Origin of the sequence: Streptomyces sp. NPDC002566 (assembly GCF_042889585.1) — a bacterium.
Classification (GTDB): domain Bacteria; phylum Actinomycetota; class Actinomycetes; order Streptomycetales; family Streptomycetaceae; genus Streptomyces.
The window spans coordinates 613,518-629,988 of the sequence record NZ_JBIARD010000003.1; the positions used below are offsets into that span (position 1 = coordinate 613,518).

General features: G+C 70.4%; 14 protein-coding genes. 4 read left to right on the top strand and 10 right to left on the bottom strand.

Annotated features, from left to right (window positions below; all coding sequences use genetic code 11):
• From ACFYXA_RS15580 to ACFYXA_RS15590, 3 genes are read right to left on the bottom strand one after another with little or no spacing between them, the layout of a single operon-like run.
• Positions 1 to 810, bottom strand: coding sequence for an HAD family hydrolase (locus ACFYXA_RS15580; RefSeq protein WP_352244945.1), 810 nt, complete (start codon positions 808 to 810; stop codon positions 1 to 3).
• Positions 810 to 3,455: a phosphoribosyltransferase gene (locus ACFYXA_RS15585; protein ID WP_389032787.1), complete on the bottom strand. Its 2,646-nt coding sequence runs from the start codon at positions 3,453 to 3,455 to the stop codon at positions 810 to 812. The genes ACFYXA_RS15580 and ACFYXA_RS15585 overlap by 1 nt, the downstream gene beginning before the upstream one ends.
• A 50-nt stretch (positions 3,456 to 3,505) precedes the next feature.
• Positions 3,506 to 4,672 carry an HpcH/HpaI aldolase/citrate lyase family protein gene (locus tag ACFYXA_RS15590; protein ID WP_389032791.1) on the bottom strand — a complete coding sequence of 389 codons (1,167 nt, stop codon included), beginning with the start codon at positions 4,670 to 4,672 and terminating at the stop codon, positions 3,506 to 3,508.
• A 169-nt stretch (positions 4,673 to 4,841) separates the two neighbouring features.
• Between ACFYXA_RS15590 and ACFYXA_RS15595 the strand changes: the two genes are divergently transcribed.
• Positions 4,842 to 5,639 (top strand): TerD family protein, encoded by a 798-nt coding sequence (locus ACFYXA_RS15595; RefSeq protein ID WP_352244948.1) that lies wholly within the window; start codon positions 4,842 to 4,844, stop codon positions 5,637 to 5,639.
• 21 nt (positions 5,640 to 5,660) lie between these two features.
• On the opposite strand, the gene ACFYXA_RS15600 is transcribed toward ACFYXA_RS15595, so the two are convergent.
• From ACFYXA_RS15600 to ACFYXA_RS15625, 6 genes are all read right to left on the bottom strand, one after another.
• Positions 5,661 to 6,395 carry a Tellurium resistance gene (locus ACFYXA_RS15600; protein ID WP_351097902.1) on the bottom strand — a complete coding sequence of 245 codons (735 nt, stop codon included), beginning with the start codon at positions 6,393 to 6,395 and terminating at the stop codon, positions 5,661 to 5,663.
• 100 nt (positions 6,396 to 6,495) lie between these two features.
• Positions 6,496 to 7,638, bottom strand: coding sequence for a DUF475 domain-containing protein (locus tag ACFYXA_RS15605; protein ID WP_352244949.1), 1,143 nt, complete (start codon positions 7,636 to 7,638; stop codon positions 6,496 to 6,498).
• Between the two features lie 48 nt (positions 7,639 to 7,686).
• Positions 7,687 to 8,262: a TerD family protein gene (locus ACFYXA_RS15610; RefSeq protein ID WP_130436976.1), complete on the bottom strand. Its 576-nt coding sequence runs from the start codon at positions 8,260 to 8,262 to the stop codon at positions 7,687 to 7,689.
• 120 nt (positions 8,263 to 8,382) lie between these two features.
• The gene (locus ACFYXA_RS15615) at positions 8,383 to 8,958 is read right to left on the bottom strand and encodes a TerD family protein (RefSeq protein WP_130436975.1); all 576 of its coding nucleotides are present in this window, start codon (positions 8,956 to 8,958) and stop codon (positions 8,383 to 8,385) included.
• A 114-nt stretch (positions 8,959 to 9,072) separates the two neighbouring features.
• On the bottom strand, positions 9,073 to 9,531 hold the full coding sequence (locus ACFYXA_RS15620) for a peroxiredoxin (RefSeq protein ID WP_352244950.1): 459 nt from the start codon (positions 9,529 to 9,531) through the stop codon (positions 9,073 to 9,075).
• 113 nt (positions 9,532 to 9,644) lie between these two features.
• On the bottom strand, positions 9,645 to 10,082 hold the full coding sequence (locus tag ACFYXA_RS15625; protein WP_351098695.1) for a DUF3052 domain-containing protein: 438 nt from the start codon (positions 10,080 to 10,082) through the stop codon (positions 9,645 to 9,647).
• 397 nt (positions 10,083 to 10,479) lie between these two features.
• Between ACFYXA_RS15625 and aceE the strand changes: the two genes are divergently transcribed.
• Together aceE and ACFYXA_RS15635 are read left to right on the top strand one after the other, a co-directional pair.
• Positions 10,480 to 13,227, top strand: coding sequence for a pyruvate dehydrogenase (acetyl-transferring), homodimeric type (aceE, locus tag ACFYXA_RS15630; protein WP_352244951.1), 2,748 nt, complete (start codon positions 10,480 to 10,482; stop codon positions 13,225 to 13,227).
• A 67-nt stretch (positions 13,228 to 13,294) separates the two neighbouring features.
• Positions 13,295 to 14,032, top strand: coding sequence for a potassium channel family protein (locus ACFYXA_RS15635; protein WP_352244952.1), 738 nt, complete (start codon positions 13,295 to 13,297; stop codon positions 14,030 to 14,032).
• Between the two features lie 60 nt (positions 14,033 to 14,092).
• Here the strand turns inward: ACFYXA_RS15635 and ACFYXA_RS15640 are convergent, their stop codons facing one another.
• The gene (locus ACFYXA_RS15640) at positions 14,093 to 15,712 is read right to left on the bottom strand and encodes an MFS transporter (protein WP_389032800.1); all 1,620 of its coding nucleotides are present in this window, start codon (positions 15,710 to 15,712) and stop codon (positions 14,093 to 14,095) included.
• A 66-nt stretch (positions 15,713 to 15,778) separates the two neighbouring features.
• On the opposite strand from ACFYXA_RS15640, the gene ACFYXA_RS15645 reads away from it, so the two are divergent.
• Entirely contained in the window at positions 15,779 to 16,405 is a 627-nt protein-coding gene (locus ACFYXA_RS15645; protein ID WP_352244954.1) for a TetR family transcriptional regulator, read from the top strand.
• Positions 16,406 to 16,471: the final 66 nt, after the last annotated feature.

The window sequence follows — 16,471 nt, forward strand, 5'->3', positions numbered from 1 at the left end:
TCATCCCTCGCGCGCCCCCCGCAGGAACTCCCGCAGGATCCGCTCCCCCGCGAGGACGCCCCGCTCGGGCAGCGCCGTGATCCGCGGCGCCGTCCAGGCCTCGTCGGCCAGTTCACCGTGGCCGGGGCGCCAGCCCCGGTCCGCCGCCAGGAGCAGGTCGGCGTCCAGGAGCGAGTCGCCGGCGGCCAGCGTGAGCTGCGCGCCGGTACGGCGGACCACCTCGCGCACGGCCGCGCTCTTGGTGAGCGGCTTGGGCACGGCGTAGACCTTGCGGCCCTGGAGGGACACCGTCCAGCCGCGGTTCTCCGCCCAGACCGCGAGCTCCTTCACCCACTCCTCGGGCAGCAGCTCGCGCTCCACCACGAGGTAGGCGAACAGGTCCTCCGCGACGCGCTGCTTGCGCAGCCAGAGCGGGTCGGAGAAGGCCGCAAGGTGCGCCTGCACCTCCGCGAGCGGCGCGCACTCGTCGGCGAGCCGCGCGGTCACCGACGCGTGCCAGTCCGGGTCGGACACCCCGTCGACCAGGAGGTGGCCGCCGTTGGCGCAGATCGCGTACTTGGGCGGCGGGCCCGGCAGGTTGATGCGCAGGTACTGCTTGCGCGTCCGGGTGGTCGTCGGCATGAACAGCGCCGCGTCCCCGAGTTCGGTGAGCAGCCGCGCCGACGTCTCCGTCATGAACGACAGCGGCCGGCTCTCGTGCACCTCCACGCAGAGCAGCCGGGGCGCCCGCGCGTCCGGCATGGTCAGCGCGAGGGCCGCCGCGGAGTAGATGAGCGTACGGTCGAGGTCGCTCGCCACCAGCACCGGCATCACACCGTCACCGCCCGGCCGTCGGCGCCGGTCGCGCCCCGCGTGTACTTCGGGTGGATCAACCCCACGCAGGTGTACGGCAGTTCGCCGACCTCCTCCACCGGCACCCCTCGCTGCCCGGCCAGCAGCCGGACGTGGTCCAGGTCGGCGCCCGCGCCGGAGCGGGCCAGGATCTTCCACGGGACGCGGCGCAGCAGCACCCGGGTGGTCTCGCCCACGCCGGGCTTGACCAGGTTCACGTCGTGGATGCCGTACTCCTCGCTGATGCGCTCCACCGCGGCCCAGCCCTCCCAGGTGGGCGAGCGGTCGCTCGCGAGGAGCTCCTTCACCGTGCCGTCGACCGCGTCGGCGACCTCGGGGAAGCGGGCGGAGACGGCGTCCAGGAAGGCGTTGGACAGGTCCGCTCCGGCCAGTTCGCGGTAGAACTTCGCGCCGTGGAAGTCGTGCGGGCCGACCAGGTCGGCGCGCAGCACCGTCCGCGATATCAGGCCGGACACCGTGGAGTTGAGGCAGGCGGAGGGGATCAGGAAGTCCTCGCGGGTGCCGTACGTGCGCACGCAGGAGCCCGGGTCGGCGAGCACCGCGATCTCCGGGTCGAAGCCGGGCGCGCCGCCCGCCGCCTCGAACTCCTCGACGGCCGCCGCGAGTTCGCGGGTGATCGCGCCCTTGCCGGTCCAGCCGTCGACGAAGACGACGTCCCGCGGGTCGTGGTGCTCGGCGAGCCAGCGCAGCGCGTTGGCGTCGATGCCGCGCCCGCGCACGATCGACACGGCGTAGTGCGGCAGTTCGAGACCGTGCCGGTGGGCCGCCCAGCGGCGCATCAGCACGCCGACGGGGGTGCCGGCGCGGGCGAGGGAGACCAGGACGGGGCGCGGGGAGCGTTCGGCGATCACCAGCTCCGTGACCGCGCCGACCGCCTGCGCGAGGCGCGCCGCGGAGGTCCCGAGGGCGGCGTGGAACAGCTCCTGGTACTGCTCGCTGGGCTGGTACTCCACCGGCAGCGACTCGGCGTAGTGCGCGCCGCCCGACTGGATGGCCTCCTCGCGCTCCTCGGTCGGCGCCTCCAGCGTCACGTCCGAGAGGTCCTGGAGCAGCCAGCCGACCTCCTCGGGCGCGTACGAGGAGAAGGCGGGGCCGCGGAGGGGCTCGGACAGCATGGAGGGTCTCTTTTCGGGCAGGACGTCGGCGTACAGCGGCTGCGGCACGTACGACGGTACGACGGCGAGGACCACGTGCGGGGTGTGCGCGGCGAGCCGGTCGAGGAGGCCGCCGGGGGCGTGCAGCTCCTCCGTGTCGGCCGCGGAGTCCACGACGGCGACGACGGCGTCGAAACCGGCGCCGGCGACGTTGTAGGCGTAGCGCTCGCCGGGGCCGTCGGCGGGGTCGTCGTGCGCGGGGAAGACGAGGCGGCTGCGTATCGCGTAACCGGGGTCGTCGACCGCGAGGACGGGGGAACGGGTGGTGGTGGAGTAGGTGACCTCGACGCCACCGCCGCGCTCCAGCTCGCAGGCGAGGCGCAGGGGGGCGTACATCAGCTCCTCGAAGCCGAGGATGTGCACGCGGGCGTCCCTTGGTAGTGCGGCTGCCAGGCGGGCGGCCATGTCGGGGAGAGCGGCGTCGAGTTGTGCGCGGTGTGCGGGCGTGAAGCCGTGACGGCCACCGTCGGGGAGGCCTTCGGGCCAGTTCAGGTCCACGCGGGTGAGGTGGTGTGTCGGCTGCGGGCCGGTGGGGGTTGTTCGCGCCCCCGCGGCGGAGCCGCATATGTCACCGCCCCGCGCCCCTAGGGAGGAGGTGGGCCGACCCTCCGCTTCACAGCTCGCGTCGGCATCCACCCCCAGGGGCGCGGGGCGGTGTTGATCTGCGGCTCCGCCGCGGGGCGCGGGCGGCCCCGACGCGGCGGCAGACGACGAATCACCTTGCGCGGCACCCTCCTCGTACCGCGCCACCAGTTCCCGCCCCTTCTCCAGCACCCCCTCCGGCAGGAGCACCGTGCCCGAGGCCGCGGCCACGAGATCGACTCGCGCCCCGATCTCGTGGGCGAAGTCGCTCAGGCGCCCCGCGTCCGCGGCCGAGCGCATGTCGACCAGGGCGACCACCACGTACCGGCGGCGCGGATAACGCTCGTGGAGGTCGCGGATGGTGTTGAGGACCGTGTTGCCGGTGGAGAACTCGTCGTCGACCAGGACCAGCGGCCCGTCGCCGACGAGCAGCGCGGGGTCCTCCGGCAGCAGCAGGTGGGAGGTGGCGTGGGAGTGGGCCTCCTCGAAGCCGCCGGCCCGGGCGACGCCGGGCACCGGGCGGCGCGTGGAGTGCAGGTAGGGGACGGAGCCGATGCCGTCGGCGACGCAGTGGCCGAGGCCGGTGGCGGTCTCCGCGTAGCCGAGGACGACCGCGTTCCCCGCCTCCGCGCCCAGCAGTTCCCGCACCCGGCGGCCGAGGGCGACGCCATGGCCGCGGACGACGGCCGGCGACTGCGGGACGTGTTTGCCCAGCACGTTGGAGACGAGCAGGTGCGCCCGCTTGGGGTTGCGGCGCAGGGCGAGCCCCAGGTGGTCACGGAGCGCGTCGTCGCCCACGAGTTCCAGCCCGAGCCGCTCGGCGACCCAGGTCCCGGACCAGACCGCGTTGTTCACTGAGTTGTTCATGCGTCCCTATGTCGAAGCCAGGTGGAGAGGAGTGAGGCGGGTGAGAGGGCTCAGCCGGGGATGGTCGCGGCGAGCAGGTCGACGAAGCTGACGTCCTCGTTGGCCACCCCGAAGACCTCGGCCCGGAGCATCGTCCGCTCCGCCCAGGCGCGGTGCGGCTTCACCTCGTTCATCTTGTTCGTGTACGCCGACCGCAGCACTCCCCCGCCGCCGCGCTCCGGCCGCAGGATGTCCGCCGCGTCGCTGTACTCCTCGTGGCTGACGACGGACAGCGCGTGGACCGCCGGCACGTGCGAGGGGTGGATGCAGGTCTTGCCGAGCAGGCCGTTGGCGTGGTCGAGCGAGATCTCGCGCAGCAGCCCGTCCATCGCGTGCTCGATCAGCTTCTCACGCAGCTCCACGGCCTGTCCCTCCAGGAAGGGGCTGTGCCGCAGCATCGGCTTGAACATGCGCTCGGGCACCCGGAAGTACTCCCACACCGGCCCGGTCACGGTGAATCCCGAACCGTCGGCCCGGCCGAGCATGTTCACCACGTCCGCGATGACGGAGGCGACGATCTGCACGTCGTAGGCGGTCATGTCGGGGGCCCGGCGCAGCCCGTAGGAGGAGCAGAAGTCGGTCACGCCGAGGCGCAGGGCGAGGACCCGGCTGCGGTACTTCTCGACGGCGCGGGCGATGCCCTCCAGGGCCTCCACCCGCGACTCCCGGTACATCAGCTCGGGCGTCTCCAGCACGGGCATGCCGAACAGCCGCCGCCCGCTCGCCACCTCGGCGCCGGTCAGCGCCTCCAGGAAGGGGATGCCGCGCTCCTCGGTGAACTTCGGGAACACGAAGCCGCTGAGCAGCCGCGCCTGCGGGCCGAGACGCCGGACCAGGTCGGGGATCTGCTCGGGTGTGCGGACCCGGATGAACAGCAGCGGCAGTTCGCCCGCGGGGCGGGCGGCGAGCTCGGTGAACTGGCGGACGAGGTTCCGCTCGCCCTCGGCCACGTCCTCGTCGCCGATGGAGTCCTCCAGGCACAGCACCATCGAGACCACGCCGCGTGCGGTCTGCTTGACGACGTCGTCGGCGAGCCGGGGCCGGGTGGCCGGGCTGTAGAGCGTGGCGCCCAGGGCGGCGGAGAGCAGCCGGCCCGGCGAGTCGGCGTCGAAGGCGCACGGCTCGCGATGGAAGAGACGCTGCCGCACCTCGGCGGTGAGGTGCCCGAAATGACGCATGTATCTCCCCCGTGGAGCAAGGTGGCCGGTGGATTTCGGCGATGGGTGGCCGGTAATAGTACGTAGGGTCAGATGTCCGGGGTTCCCGGCGGTCGTGAATTTCAGGTGACACGGAACCGCCGAGTACCCCGCGTTGTCGTGAGCAGAACCGAAAGGGCAGGATGACCGCATGACGCACGCCATGCTGAAGGGGTCGAACGTCCCGCTGAAGGCCGCCACGGTGCGGGCCGTGCTGCGCTGGACGCCCGGGCGGGGGGTACCGGCCGTGGACGCCTCCGCGCTGCTCCTCGGTCCCGACGGCCGTGTGCGCTCCGACGAGGACTTCGTCTTCTACAACCAGCCCCGGCACCCCTCCGGGAAGGTGTGGCGGCTCGGCGCGAAGCGGGTGACCGAGGGCCTCACCGACACGATCCAGACGGATCTGGCCGGTGTCGAGCCCGACGTGGGCCGCATTCTCCTGGTCGCTTCGGCGGACGGCGTCACCTTCGACCACGTACGGTCCCTCAGCATCCTGCTGTACGACGCGGCCAAGGACGGCGATCCGCTGGCCACGTTCGACATCCGTCCGGAGACGGGCGAGGAGACCGCGCTGATCTGCGGGGAGCTGTACCGCCGCGGGGACGGCTGGAAGTTCCGCGCGCTGGGCGAGGGCTACACCGAGGGCCTCAAGGGACTGGCGACCGACTACGGCATCTCGGTGGACGAATCGGCGGAGCAGCAGGACGACGGGCTGCCCAGGACGGCTCCGGACCCGACCCCGAGCCTGTCCCAGCCGCTCCCCCCGGAGCAGCCGACGACGACCACCCCGCAGCAGCCCCCCGCCACCTACGGCTACCCGCCGAACCTCCCGACGTACGGCTACGGCTACCCGGACGCCCCTCAGCAGGCCCCGGCCCCGGCGGCGGCCCAGGCCCCGGCTCAGGAGTTCCGGATGCCGCCGCAGGGCCCCCAGTTCATCGGACGGTAGGCGTCATCGCAGGGGCCTCGGTCACTTCTCCGCCTTGGCCTTGTAGCCGCGTCCCCACTGCAGTCCCCACCCGTAGAGCCGGTCCAGTTCCGCCTGGAAGCCGTATACGAAGCGCACCTCGCGCCGCACCACGAGTTCGTCCTTCACGTTCTCGATCATCACCACCGCGCAGGAGCGGGCCTGGGGGTGCCGTTCGTCGAGGCCGATCTCGATGCGGGGCCCGTTGCTCGGGTAGAGCGTGACGATCGCGTGGGTGCGGTCGAAGGCCGGCGTCTGGTCGTAGATGTAGACGAACACCAGCAGCCGCTTGATCGCTTCGCGGTGGTCGAGGTTGACGTAGATCGTCTCCCCGGACGCCGAGCCGAACCGGTCGTCCCCGCTGAGCTTCACGTACGGCGGGGCGTTGACGTCCCCGAGGAGCCCGCCCAGCGGCTGGACGACGCCCTTGGTGCCGTCGGTGAGCTCGTACAGGCAGCCGAGGTCGAGGTCGACGTTGACCATGCTCTGGCTGTGTCCCATGACCTCCGGCGGGCGCAGCGCCTTGAAGGGGTGGCGCAGCAGGCTCTCCCGCCCGCCGCCGATGTCGGAGGTGCGCATCCGCCAGGTCAGGTTGATGCGCAGGTTGCCGGTGGCGGCGTCCTGCCGGGTGAGCGAGACCTGGCTGTGCCGTTTGGTCAGCTCGATGGCGTTGGTCGCCGCGCTGCCCGAGTCGAAGTCGGCGGCCCGGCCGGGCCGGAGTCCGTCGAAGAATCCCATTCCCGCCCCCAGGGGATCTGTGGAAGACCGGCGGGGCGGCCGCCGGAGGACTCGTCCTCGACGGCCGCCCCGCACAGAGCGTTCCTCACCGGGAAGGTGATCACACCCCGGACGAGACCTCGCTCTTCTCGTCCGAGCCGGATCCGCCTTCGGCCGCGGCCAGGGCGCGGTTGCGGCGGACGGAGGACCAGAAGGACCAGGCGATCAGCACGACGCCGACCAGGCCGGTGATGATCTCGGAGATCTGGTACTGGATGGTGACCAGCAGGATGACGGCGAGGGCGCCGATCGCGTAGTGGGCGCCGTGCTCCAGGTAGACGTAGTCGTCGAGGGTGCCCTGGCGGACCAGGTAGACGGTGAGCGACCGGACGTACATGGCGCCGATGCCGAGGCCGAGGGCCATCAGGACGATGTCGTTGGTGATGGCGAAGGCGCCGATCACGCCGTCGAAGGAGAACGAGGCGTCCAGGACTTCGAGGTAGAGGAACATGAAGAAGGCGGCCTTGCCCGCGAGGAGCACGGCGGACTGCTTCTTGCCGGTGCGCTTGGCCTCTTCCTCGGCCTCGTGCTCGCGCTCCTCCTCTTCCTCCAGCTTGTCCTCGAAGTAGCTGGAGAGACCGCCGACGACGAGGTACGTGATGAGGCCGGCGACGCCGGAGAGCAGGACGGTTTCGGCCTTGTCGGCGTGCCCGGCGTGCAGGTGGGCGTTGGTGGCGAAGGTCATCGCGGTGATCAGCAGGACGATCAGGGCGATGCACACCGACAGCATGTCGACCTTGCCCAGCTTGGCGAGCGGGCGCTCCAGCCAGGCGAGCCACTTGATGTCCCGGTCCTCGAAGATGAAGTCGAGGAAGATCATCAGCAGGAACATGCCGCCGAAGGCGGCGATCGCCGGGTGCGCGTCGGTGACGAGTTCCTGGTAGCGGTCCTTGTCGGTGAGCGCGAGGTCGACGGCCTCGATCGGCCCGAGCTGGGCGCTGATCGCGACGATGACGACGGGAAAGACGAGGCGCATGCCGAAGACGGCGATGAGGACGCCGACGGTGAGGAAGATGCGCTGCCAGAAGGCGTTCATCTTCTTCAGGATCCCGGCGTTGACGACTGCGTTGTCGAAGGACAGCGAGATCTCGAGGACGGAAAGGATCGCCACGACTCCGAAGGCGGTCCACCCCCCGTAGAACACCGCCGCGACGAGGCCGAGCGCGGTCACCGCGAACGACCACCCGAAGGTTTTCAGAACCACTGGCTACCCAATCCTTGTGTACGGGGCTCCCCCGCGCCGTACGCGGTTTTACGAAACGTTGACCCCGAAGTCTAGAGCGATGCCCCGCAGCCCTGACGCGTACCCCTGCCCGACCGCACGGAACTTCCATTCGCCCTGGTAGCGATAGAGCTCGCCGAAGATCATGGCGGTTTCGGTGGAGGCGTCCTCGCTCAGGTCGTAGCGCGCGAGCTCCTGGCCGTCGGCCTGGTTGACGACCCGGATGAACGCGTTGCTGACCTGTCCGAAGGTCTGGCCGCGCTCGTCGGCCATGTGGATCGAGACCGGGAAGACGATCTTGTCGCACTGGGCCGGCACCTTGGCGAGGTCGACGAGCAGCGACTCGTCGTCGCCGTCGCCCTCACCGGTGAGGTTGTCGCCGGTGTGCTCCACGGAGCCGTCGGGGCTGGTCAGCTGGTTGTAGAAGACGAACCACTCGTCGCCCATGACCCGCTGGCCGGCGCACAGCAGTGCGCTGGCGTCGAGGTCGAAGGGTGCTCCGGTGGTGGAGCGCGCGTCCCAGCCGAGGCCGACCATCACCCGCGTGAGGTTAGGCGCGACCTTGGACAGGGAGACGTTGCCTCCTTTGGCGAGCGTGACACCCATGTGCTGATCCTCCCCTGGGGCCTGTCCGGCTGTCAGGGCCGGAGCCCGGTCATCTTCGGTTGTCCTGCGCGTCCGGCGCCGCCCGTAAACGGTGCGGCGCCGGACAGTGGGCGAGTCGGGTCAGACGTTGACGCCGAAGTCCTGCGCGATGCCGCGCAGGCCCGACGCGTAGCCCTGGCCGATGGCGCGGAACTTCCACTCCGCGCCGTGCCGGTAGAGCTCGCCGAAGACCATCGCGGTCTCCGTCGAGGCGTCCTCGCTCAGGTCGTAGCGGGCGATCTCGGTGCCGCCGGCCTGGTTCACGACGCGGATGAAGGCGTTGCGGACCTGGCCGAAGGACTGCTGGCGGTTCTCGGCGTCGTAGATGGAGACCGGGAAGACGATCTTCTCCACGTCGGCCGGGACGGCCGCGAGGTTGACCTTGATCGCCTCGTCGTCGCCCTCGCCCTCACCGGTGAGGTTGTCGCCGGTGTGCTCGACCGAGCCGTCGGGGCTCTTGAGGTTGTTGAAGAAGACGAAGTTGGCGTCGCTGGCGACCTTGCCCGCGTTGTTCAGCAGCAGCGCGCTCGCGTCCAGGTCGAAGTCGGTGCCGGTCGTGGTGCGCACGTCCCACCCCAGACCGACGATGACCGCGGTCAGGCCCGGGGCCTCCTTGGTCAGCGAAACGTTGCCGCCCTTGCTGAGGCTGACTCCCACGAAGTCCTCCATTGGTGTCAGGGGCCGGGGAGCCCCGTCGTGCGTCGGATATCGGATCAACGAGTCGATCCTAGTGACGGGTTCCCGGACCCCACAGGCTCTGGGGCCCGTCAATCACAGGGTGTCGAGAGCCGAGACGTACTCGCCGAGATCACGGGCGTCCGGCAGCCCGTTCACGACGGTCCAGCGCACCACGCCCTCCTTGTCGATGACGAAGGTGCCGCGCACCGCGCAGCCCTTGTCCTCGGCGAAGACGCCGTAGGCCCGGGACACCTCGCCGTGCGGCCAGAAGTCGCTGAGCAGCGGGTACTCCAGGTTCTCCTGCTCGGCGAAGACGCGCAGGGTGTGGATGGAGTCGTTGGAGACGGCGAGCACCTGGGTGTCGCGGTCGGCGAAGCGCGGCAGGTTGTCCCGCACCTCGCACAGCTCGCCCGTGCACACACCGGTGAAGGCGAACGGGTAGAAGATCAGGACGACGTTCCGCTCGCCGCGGAAGTCGGACAGGCGCACGGTCCTGCCGTGGTTGTCCTTGAGCTCGAAGTCGGGGGCCTTGTCGCCGACCTGGATCGCCATCGCGAGGACGTCCCTTCGTGGGGCTGTCTGGGTGAGCCCCAGCCTACGCAGCGATCACAGCGGGCCGCCGGACGGGCCGGGCGCGCGCCCGGCCCGTCCGGACCTTCAGTTCGTCACTTCTTGGACTTGGCCGCCTTGGGCGTCACCAGCCGGCTGCCGCTCCAGTCCTTGCCCACGCTGACGCTCTTGCTGGCCGACAGACCCGCCGTCGTCGAGGCTTCGGAGATGTCGCTGGGCTCGACGTACCCCGCTCGGCCGGTCTTCGGCGTGAGGAGGAGGATGGAGCCGCCTTCTTCGATGTACGTGGTGGCGTCCACCAGCGCATCCGTCAGGTCGCCGTCCTCGTCGCGGAACCACAGCACCACGGCGTCGGCAACGTCGTCGTAGTCCTCGTCCACCAGGTCGCTGCCGATGACTTCCTCGATGGACTCGCGGAGCTCCTGATCGACGTCGTCGTCGTAGCCGATCTCCTGGACCACCTGCCCGGGCTGGAAACCCAGCCTGACGGCAGGGCTCGTCCGCTCCTCCGCGTGGTCCGCGGTCGCGCTCACGGGGTGCCTCCTGATCATGTTTCGGGAAATAACTCAGCCACGCGCGTGCGCGAAGCATTGGCCGTAGTCCACACGGGCGGGACGGATCGCGCAAGTACCCGGCGGTTCAGACCGCCGAAACGGTGACGATCCTGGCCGTGTCGCCGCAACTTCAGGCACACCACCCGGGCCGATGGGTGACACACACCACACCTGTGTGCCCTGAATGCGCGTTTGAGAACCATCCACGGGTACGAGTTTCGAACAGGTACCGGTTACCTCTGGGTAGAGATGACGTTTGCGGCCCCGAGGTACACGATGGGGGCGGTGCAGGCACTGCAGACCCGGGGCGTGCGGCGCGGGCCGGCGAACACAGCGGCACAGCGGACAATCAGCCCTCCGACAGGTAAGGAACAGCGTGGCTTCCGGATCCGATCGCAACCCGATCATCATTGGCGGCCTCCCGAGTCAGGTTCCTGACTTCGATCCCGAGGAGACCCAGGAGTGGCTCGACTCCCTCGACGCCGCGATCGACGAGCGGGGCCGGGAACGGGCCCGCTATCTGATGCTGCGCCTGATCGAGCGGGCCCGCGAGAAGCGCGTGGCCGTGCCCGAGATGCGCAGCACGGACTACGTCAACACCATCCCCACCAGGGCCGAGCCGTTCTTCCCGGGCAACGAGGAGATCGAGCGGAAGATCCTCAACGCGACCCGCTGGAACGCGGCCGTGATGGTCTCGCGCGCCCAGCGCCCGGGCATCGGCGTGGGCGGCCACATCGCCACGTTCGCCTCCTCCGCGTCGCTGTACGACGTCGGCTTCAACCACTTCTTCCGCGGCAAGGACGAGGGCGACGGCGGCGACCAGGTCTTCTTCCAGGGGCACGCCTCGCCGGGCATCTACGCGCGCGCGTACCTGCTGGACCGGCTCAGCGAGCAGAACCTGGACGCCTTCCGCCAGGAGAAGTCCAAGGCGCCGCACGGGCTCTCCTCGTACCCGCACCCCCGGCTGATGCCGGACTTCTGGGAGTTCCCGACCGTGTCGATGGGCCTCGGCCCGATCGGGGCGATCTACCAGGCGCGGATGAACCGCTACATGCACGCGCGCGGGATCGCCGACACCTCCAAGTCGCATGTGTGGGCGTTCCTCGGGGACGGCGAGATGGACGAGCCCGAGTCGCTCGGCCAGCTGTCCATCGCCGCCCGTGAGGGCCTGGACAACCTGACGTTCGTCGTGAACTGCAACCTCCAGCGCCTCGACGGCCCGGTGCGCGGCAACGGCAAGGTCATCCAGGAGCTGGAGTCGGTGTTCCGGGGCGCCGGCTGGAACGTGATCAAGCTGATCTGGGACCGGTCCTGGGACCCGCTGCTCGCGCAGGACCGCGACGGCGTCCTCGTCAACAGGATGAACACCACGCCCGACGGCCAGTTCCAGACGTACGCCACCGAGTCCGGCGCGTACATCCGCGAGCACTTCTTCGGCGACGACCAGCGGCTGCGCGCGATGGTCGAGGGCATGACCGACGACCAGATCCTGCACCTGGGGCGCGGCGGCCACGACCACCGGAAGATCTACGCGGCGTTCAAGGCGGCCGTGGAGCACACCGGCCAGCCGACGGTCATCCTCGCCAAGACGGTCAAGGGCTGGACGCTCGGGCCGAACTTCGAGGGCCGCAACGCCACGCACCAGATGAAGAAGCTGACGGTCGACGACCTCAAGGGCTTCCGCGACCGGCTGCACCTGCCGATCTCCGACAAGGAGCTGGAGGGCGGGGTCCCGCCGTACTACCACCCGGGGCGCGACTCCGAGGAGCTGCAGTACATGCACGACCGGCGCAAGGGGCTCGGCGGGTACGTCCCGACGCGGGTCGTGCGCGCCAAGCCGCTCGCGCTGCCGGACGACAAGACGTACGCGACCGTGAAGAAGGGCTCCGGTCAGCAGTCGATCGCCACGACCATGGCGTTCGTCAGGCTGCTGAAGGACCTCATGCGGGACAAGGAACTCGGCAAGCGGTTCGTGCTGATCGCGCCGGACGAGTACCGCACCTTCGGCATGGACTCGTTCTTCCCGAGTGCGAAGATCTACAACCCGCTCGGCCAGCAGTACGAGTCCGTGGACCGCGAGCTGCTGCTCGCGTACAAGGAGTCGCCCACCGGCCAGATGCTGCACGACGGCATCTCCGAGGCCGGCTGCACGGCCTCGCTGATCGCGGCCGGCTCGGCCTACGCCACGCACGGCGAGCCGCTCGTCCCGGTCTACGTCTTCTACTCGATGTTCGGTTTCCAGCGCACCGGCGACCAGTTCTGGCAGATGGCCGACCAGTTGGCGCGCGGTTTCGTCCTGGGCGCGACCGCGGGCCGTACGACCCTGACCGGTGAGGGCCTCCAGCACGCGGACGGCCACTCCCAGCTGCTCGCCTCCACCAACCCGGGCTGTGTGGCGTACGACCCCGCGTTCGGCTTCGAGATCGCGCACATCGTCAAGGACGGTCTGCGCCGGATGTACGGCGAGACCGCGGACGGCAAGCCGGGCGAGGACGTCTTCTACTACCTCACCGTCTACAACGAGCCCATCCGGCACCCCGCCGAGCCGGAGGACGTCGACGTCGAGGGCATCCTCAAGGGCGTCTACCGCTTCAGCGAGGGCGTCTCGGGCTCGGTCCCGGCGCAGATCCTCGCCTCCGGCGTCGCCGTGCCGTGGGCGGTCGAGGCGCAGAAGATCCTCGCCGAGGAGTGGAACGTCAAGGCCGACGTCTGGTCGGCGACCTCCTGGAACGAGCTGCGGCGCGAGGCCGTCGAGGTCGAGCGGCACAACCTGCTGCACCCCGAGGAGGAGCAGCGCGTTCCGTACGTGACCCGCAAGCTCGCCGGGGCCGAGGGGCCGTTCGTGGCGGTCTCCGACTGGATGCGCTCGGTGCCGGACCAGATCGCGCGCTGGGTGCCGGGGACCTACCAGTCGCTGGGCGCGGACGGCTTCGGCTTCGCGGACACGCGGGGCGCCGCCCGGCGGTACTTCCACATCGACGCGCAGTCGATCGTGCTGGCGGTCCTGACCGAGCTGGCCAAGGAGGGCAAGGTCGACCGTTCGGCGCTGAAGCAGGCCGTCGACCGGTACCAGCTGCTGGACGTGGCGGCGGCGGACCCGGGGGCGGCGGGCGGCGACGCCTGATCCCGAGGGGCGGTGAGGTTCGGCCTCACCGCCCCTTCGCGTTCACCCGTTCCTTACGATGCGGGTCATGCGGGAAGAAACGGCCCAGGCGCGGTGGGAAGAGCGGACGCAGCGGCCTTTGCTGGCGCTCGCCGTGGTGTTCGCCGTGGCGTACGCCCTGCCGATCGTGGACACCTCGGCCGACGCGTCGCTCACCGCCGTGTGCGCGGCGGTCGAGTGGGCGGTGTGGGCGGCCTTCGCCGGGGACTACGCGGTGCGGCTGGCGCTGGCGCGGGACCGCCGGGAGTTCGTCCGCACCCGCTGGCTGGACCTGGCCGCGGTGGTGCTGCCGGTGATACAGCCGCTGAAGCTGCTGCGGCTGGTGTCGACGCTGCTGCTGGTGGGGCAGCGGGCGCGGATGGCCTCGCAGATACAGGTGACGACGTACGTCGCCGGGGCGGTCGTCGGGCTGCTGATGTTCGGGTCGCTGGCGGTGCTGTCGGTGGAGCGGGACGCGCCGGACGGGAACATCCGCACCCTGGGTGACGCCCTGTGGTGGTCCTTCACCACGATGACGACCGTGGGCTACGGGGACCACGCGCCGACCACGGGACTGGGCCGGATGATCGCGGTCGGCCTGATGCTGTCCGGGATCGCCCTGCTCGGTGTCGTGACCGCGAACATCGCCGCGTGGTTCATCGAGCGCTTCGAGAAGGACGACGTGGAGGAGCGCCGGCAGACGGAGGCGATCCGGGCCCTGACGGAGGAGGTCAGGGCGCTGCGCACGGAGGTGGCGGCCCTGAGGTCCCGCGCGAACGCCGACTGACCCCGGACCAAGCCCGGGGTCGGTCGGCGGAGTCCCCGAGTCGTGCTCGGGGAGCACCCGTCAGATGTGGCCGACGCCCGCTCCCGCGTCGGCGTTGGCCCCGCGCTTGGTCAGCAGCGCGACCAGTACGGCGACCGCGGCCACGCCCGCCGCGACCAGGGACGCCAGACTCATCCCGGAGATGAACGTGTCGTGGGCGACGTCCGCGATCTTGGCGGCGATCGGCGCCGGCGTGCCCGGCGCCACCGGCGGCACGCCGACCTGGACCGCCTCGGAGGCCTTGCCGAGCTGCTCGGGCGTCAGGTCCGGCAGCCCCGCCTCCTTCCAGTTGACGGGCAGGTCGCTGTCCACCTTGGAGGCCATCACCGCGCCCAGCACGGCGGTGCCGAGGCTGCCGCCGATCTGCATCGCGGCCTGCTGGAGACCGCCGGCCACGCCGGACAGCTCCAGCGGCGCGTTGCCGACGATGACCTCGGTGGCGCCGACCATGACGGGCGCGAGTCCGAGGCCGAGCAGCGCGAACCAGACGGACATGACACCGCTGCCGGTGTCCGTCTCCAGCGTGGACATGCCGTACATGGCGATCGCGGTGGCCGCCATGCCGCCGGCCAGCGGGATGCGCGGCCCCCACTTGGTGATCATCGCGCCGGCGAGCGGCGAGCCGACGATCATCATGCCGGTGAGCGGCAGCAGGTGCAGGCCCGCGTCGATGGGGCTCATCCCGTGCACGTTCTGGAGGTAGAACGTCACGAAGAACAGACCGCCCATGAAGGCGATCGCCATCAGGACCATGAGGACCACGCCCGCGGACAGCGGGACGGAGCGGAACAGCGCCAGCGGGATCAGCGGCTCCGCCACCCTGGTCTCCCAGTAGGCGAAGAGCGCGAAGCCCGCGAGGGAGGCGAGGACGAACGCCCACGTCTTGCCGTCGCCCCAGCCCCAGTCGGGGGCCTTGATCAGCGCCCAGACGAGGCAGAACATCGCCGCCGACAGCAGGGCGATGCCCAGCAGGTCGAAGGAGCGCGGGGCGTTCTCGGCGCGGTGGTCGAGCAGGATGACGGCGCCCAGCGCCAGGGCGAGGACGCCGACCGGCACGTTGATGAAGAACACCGACTGCCAGTTGACGTGCTCGACGAGGACGCCGCCGAGGATGGGACCGCCGGCCGTGGAGGCGCCGATGACCATGCCCCAGAGGCCGATGGCCATGTTGAGCTTCTCGGCCGGGAAGGTCGCGCGCAGCAGCCCGAGCGCGGCCGGCATCAGCAGCGCGCCGAACAGCCCCTGGAAGACGCGGAAGGTGACGACCAGCGCGATGCTGTCGGACAGGCCGATCGCGCCGGAGGCGGCGGCGAAGCCGACGACGCCTATCAGGAAGGTCTGGCGGTGCCCGAAGCGGTCACCGAGCTTGCCCGCGGTGATCAGGGAGACCGCGAGGGCGAGGAAGTAGGCGTTGGTGATCCACTGCACCTCGGCGAAGGTGGCGCCCAGGTCGCTGGCGATCGCCGGGTTGGCGATGGCGACGATGGTGCCGTCCAGGGCCACCATCATGACGCCCACGGCGACGGTGATGAGCGTGAACCACGGGTGTCCGCGCAGCCCCTTGGCCGGAGGCTGGTCCGACGGGTCGTGGGGCGCCCCGTCCCCCGGTCCCGTCTTGTCGACGGTGGTCTGACTAGTCATACAGCGGAGGCTAGTGACAGCCGCTGACAATTGACAAACCAATTCACAAGTCGGTAACTGACATCTATGGAAACTCTGCGTGAGCGCAAGAAACAGCGCACCCGGGACGCGCTGCTGCGCGCCGCGCTGGAACTGTTCACCACCCGGGGGTACGAGCGGACCACCGTCGACGAGATCGCCCAGGCGGTCGACGTCTCCCAGCGCACCTTCTTCCGCTACTTCGCCGGCAAGGAGGAGGCGGCCCTCGCGGTCGCCGACATGACCGTGGCGCGCTTCGTCGAGGCGGTGCGCGAACGCCCGCCGCACGAGGCGCCTCTGGAGGCCCTGCGCCAGGCCGTCCTGGACGGCTGGAACTCGGTGCACGAGATCGTCGAGCAGGTCGTGCCGGTGGAGCTGTACCTGCGCATGTGCCGGGTGATCGAGTCGACGCCGGTGCTGCTCGCCGCGTATCTGCGACACTCGGTCGAGACCGAGGAGACGATCGCCCGGGTGCTCGCGGACCGCGAGGGGCTCGACGTGGAGGCCGACCCGCGGCCGCGGCTGGCGGTGGCGGCCTTCGGCGGGGTCATGCGGCTCACGGAGCGGCACTGGAGCAGCGGCGAGAACGTGACTCTGGAGGAGATGCGCGCCCTCGCGTCCCGCTACCTCGACCAACTGGGGCCCGCGCTCATGGGAAGCTGGCGCACGGCCTGAGAGATCTCATGACCATCGTCACGGTCATCGAAACGTGATACCCGTCACTCGGGCCTCCCGAGACCA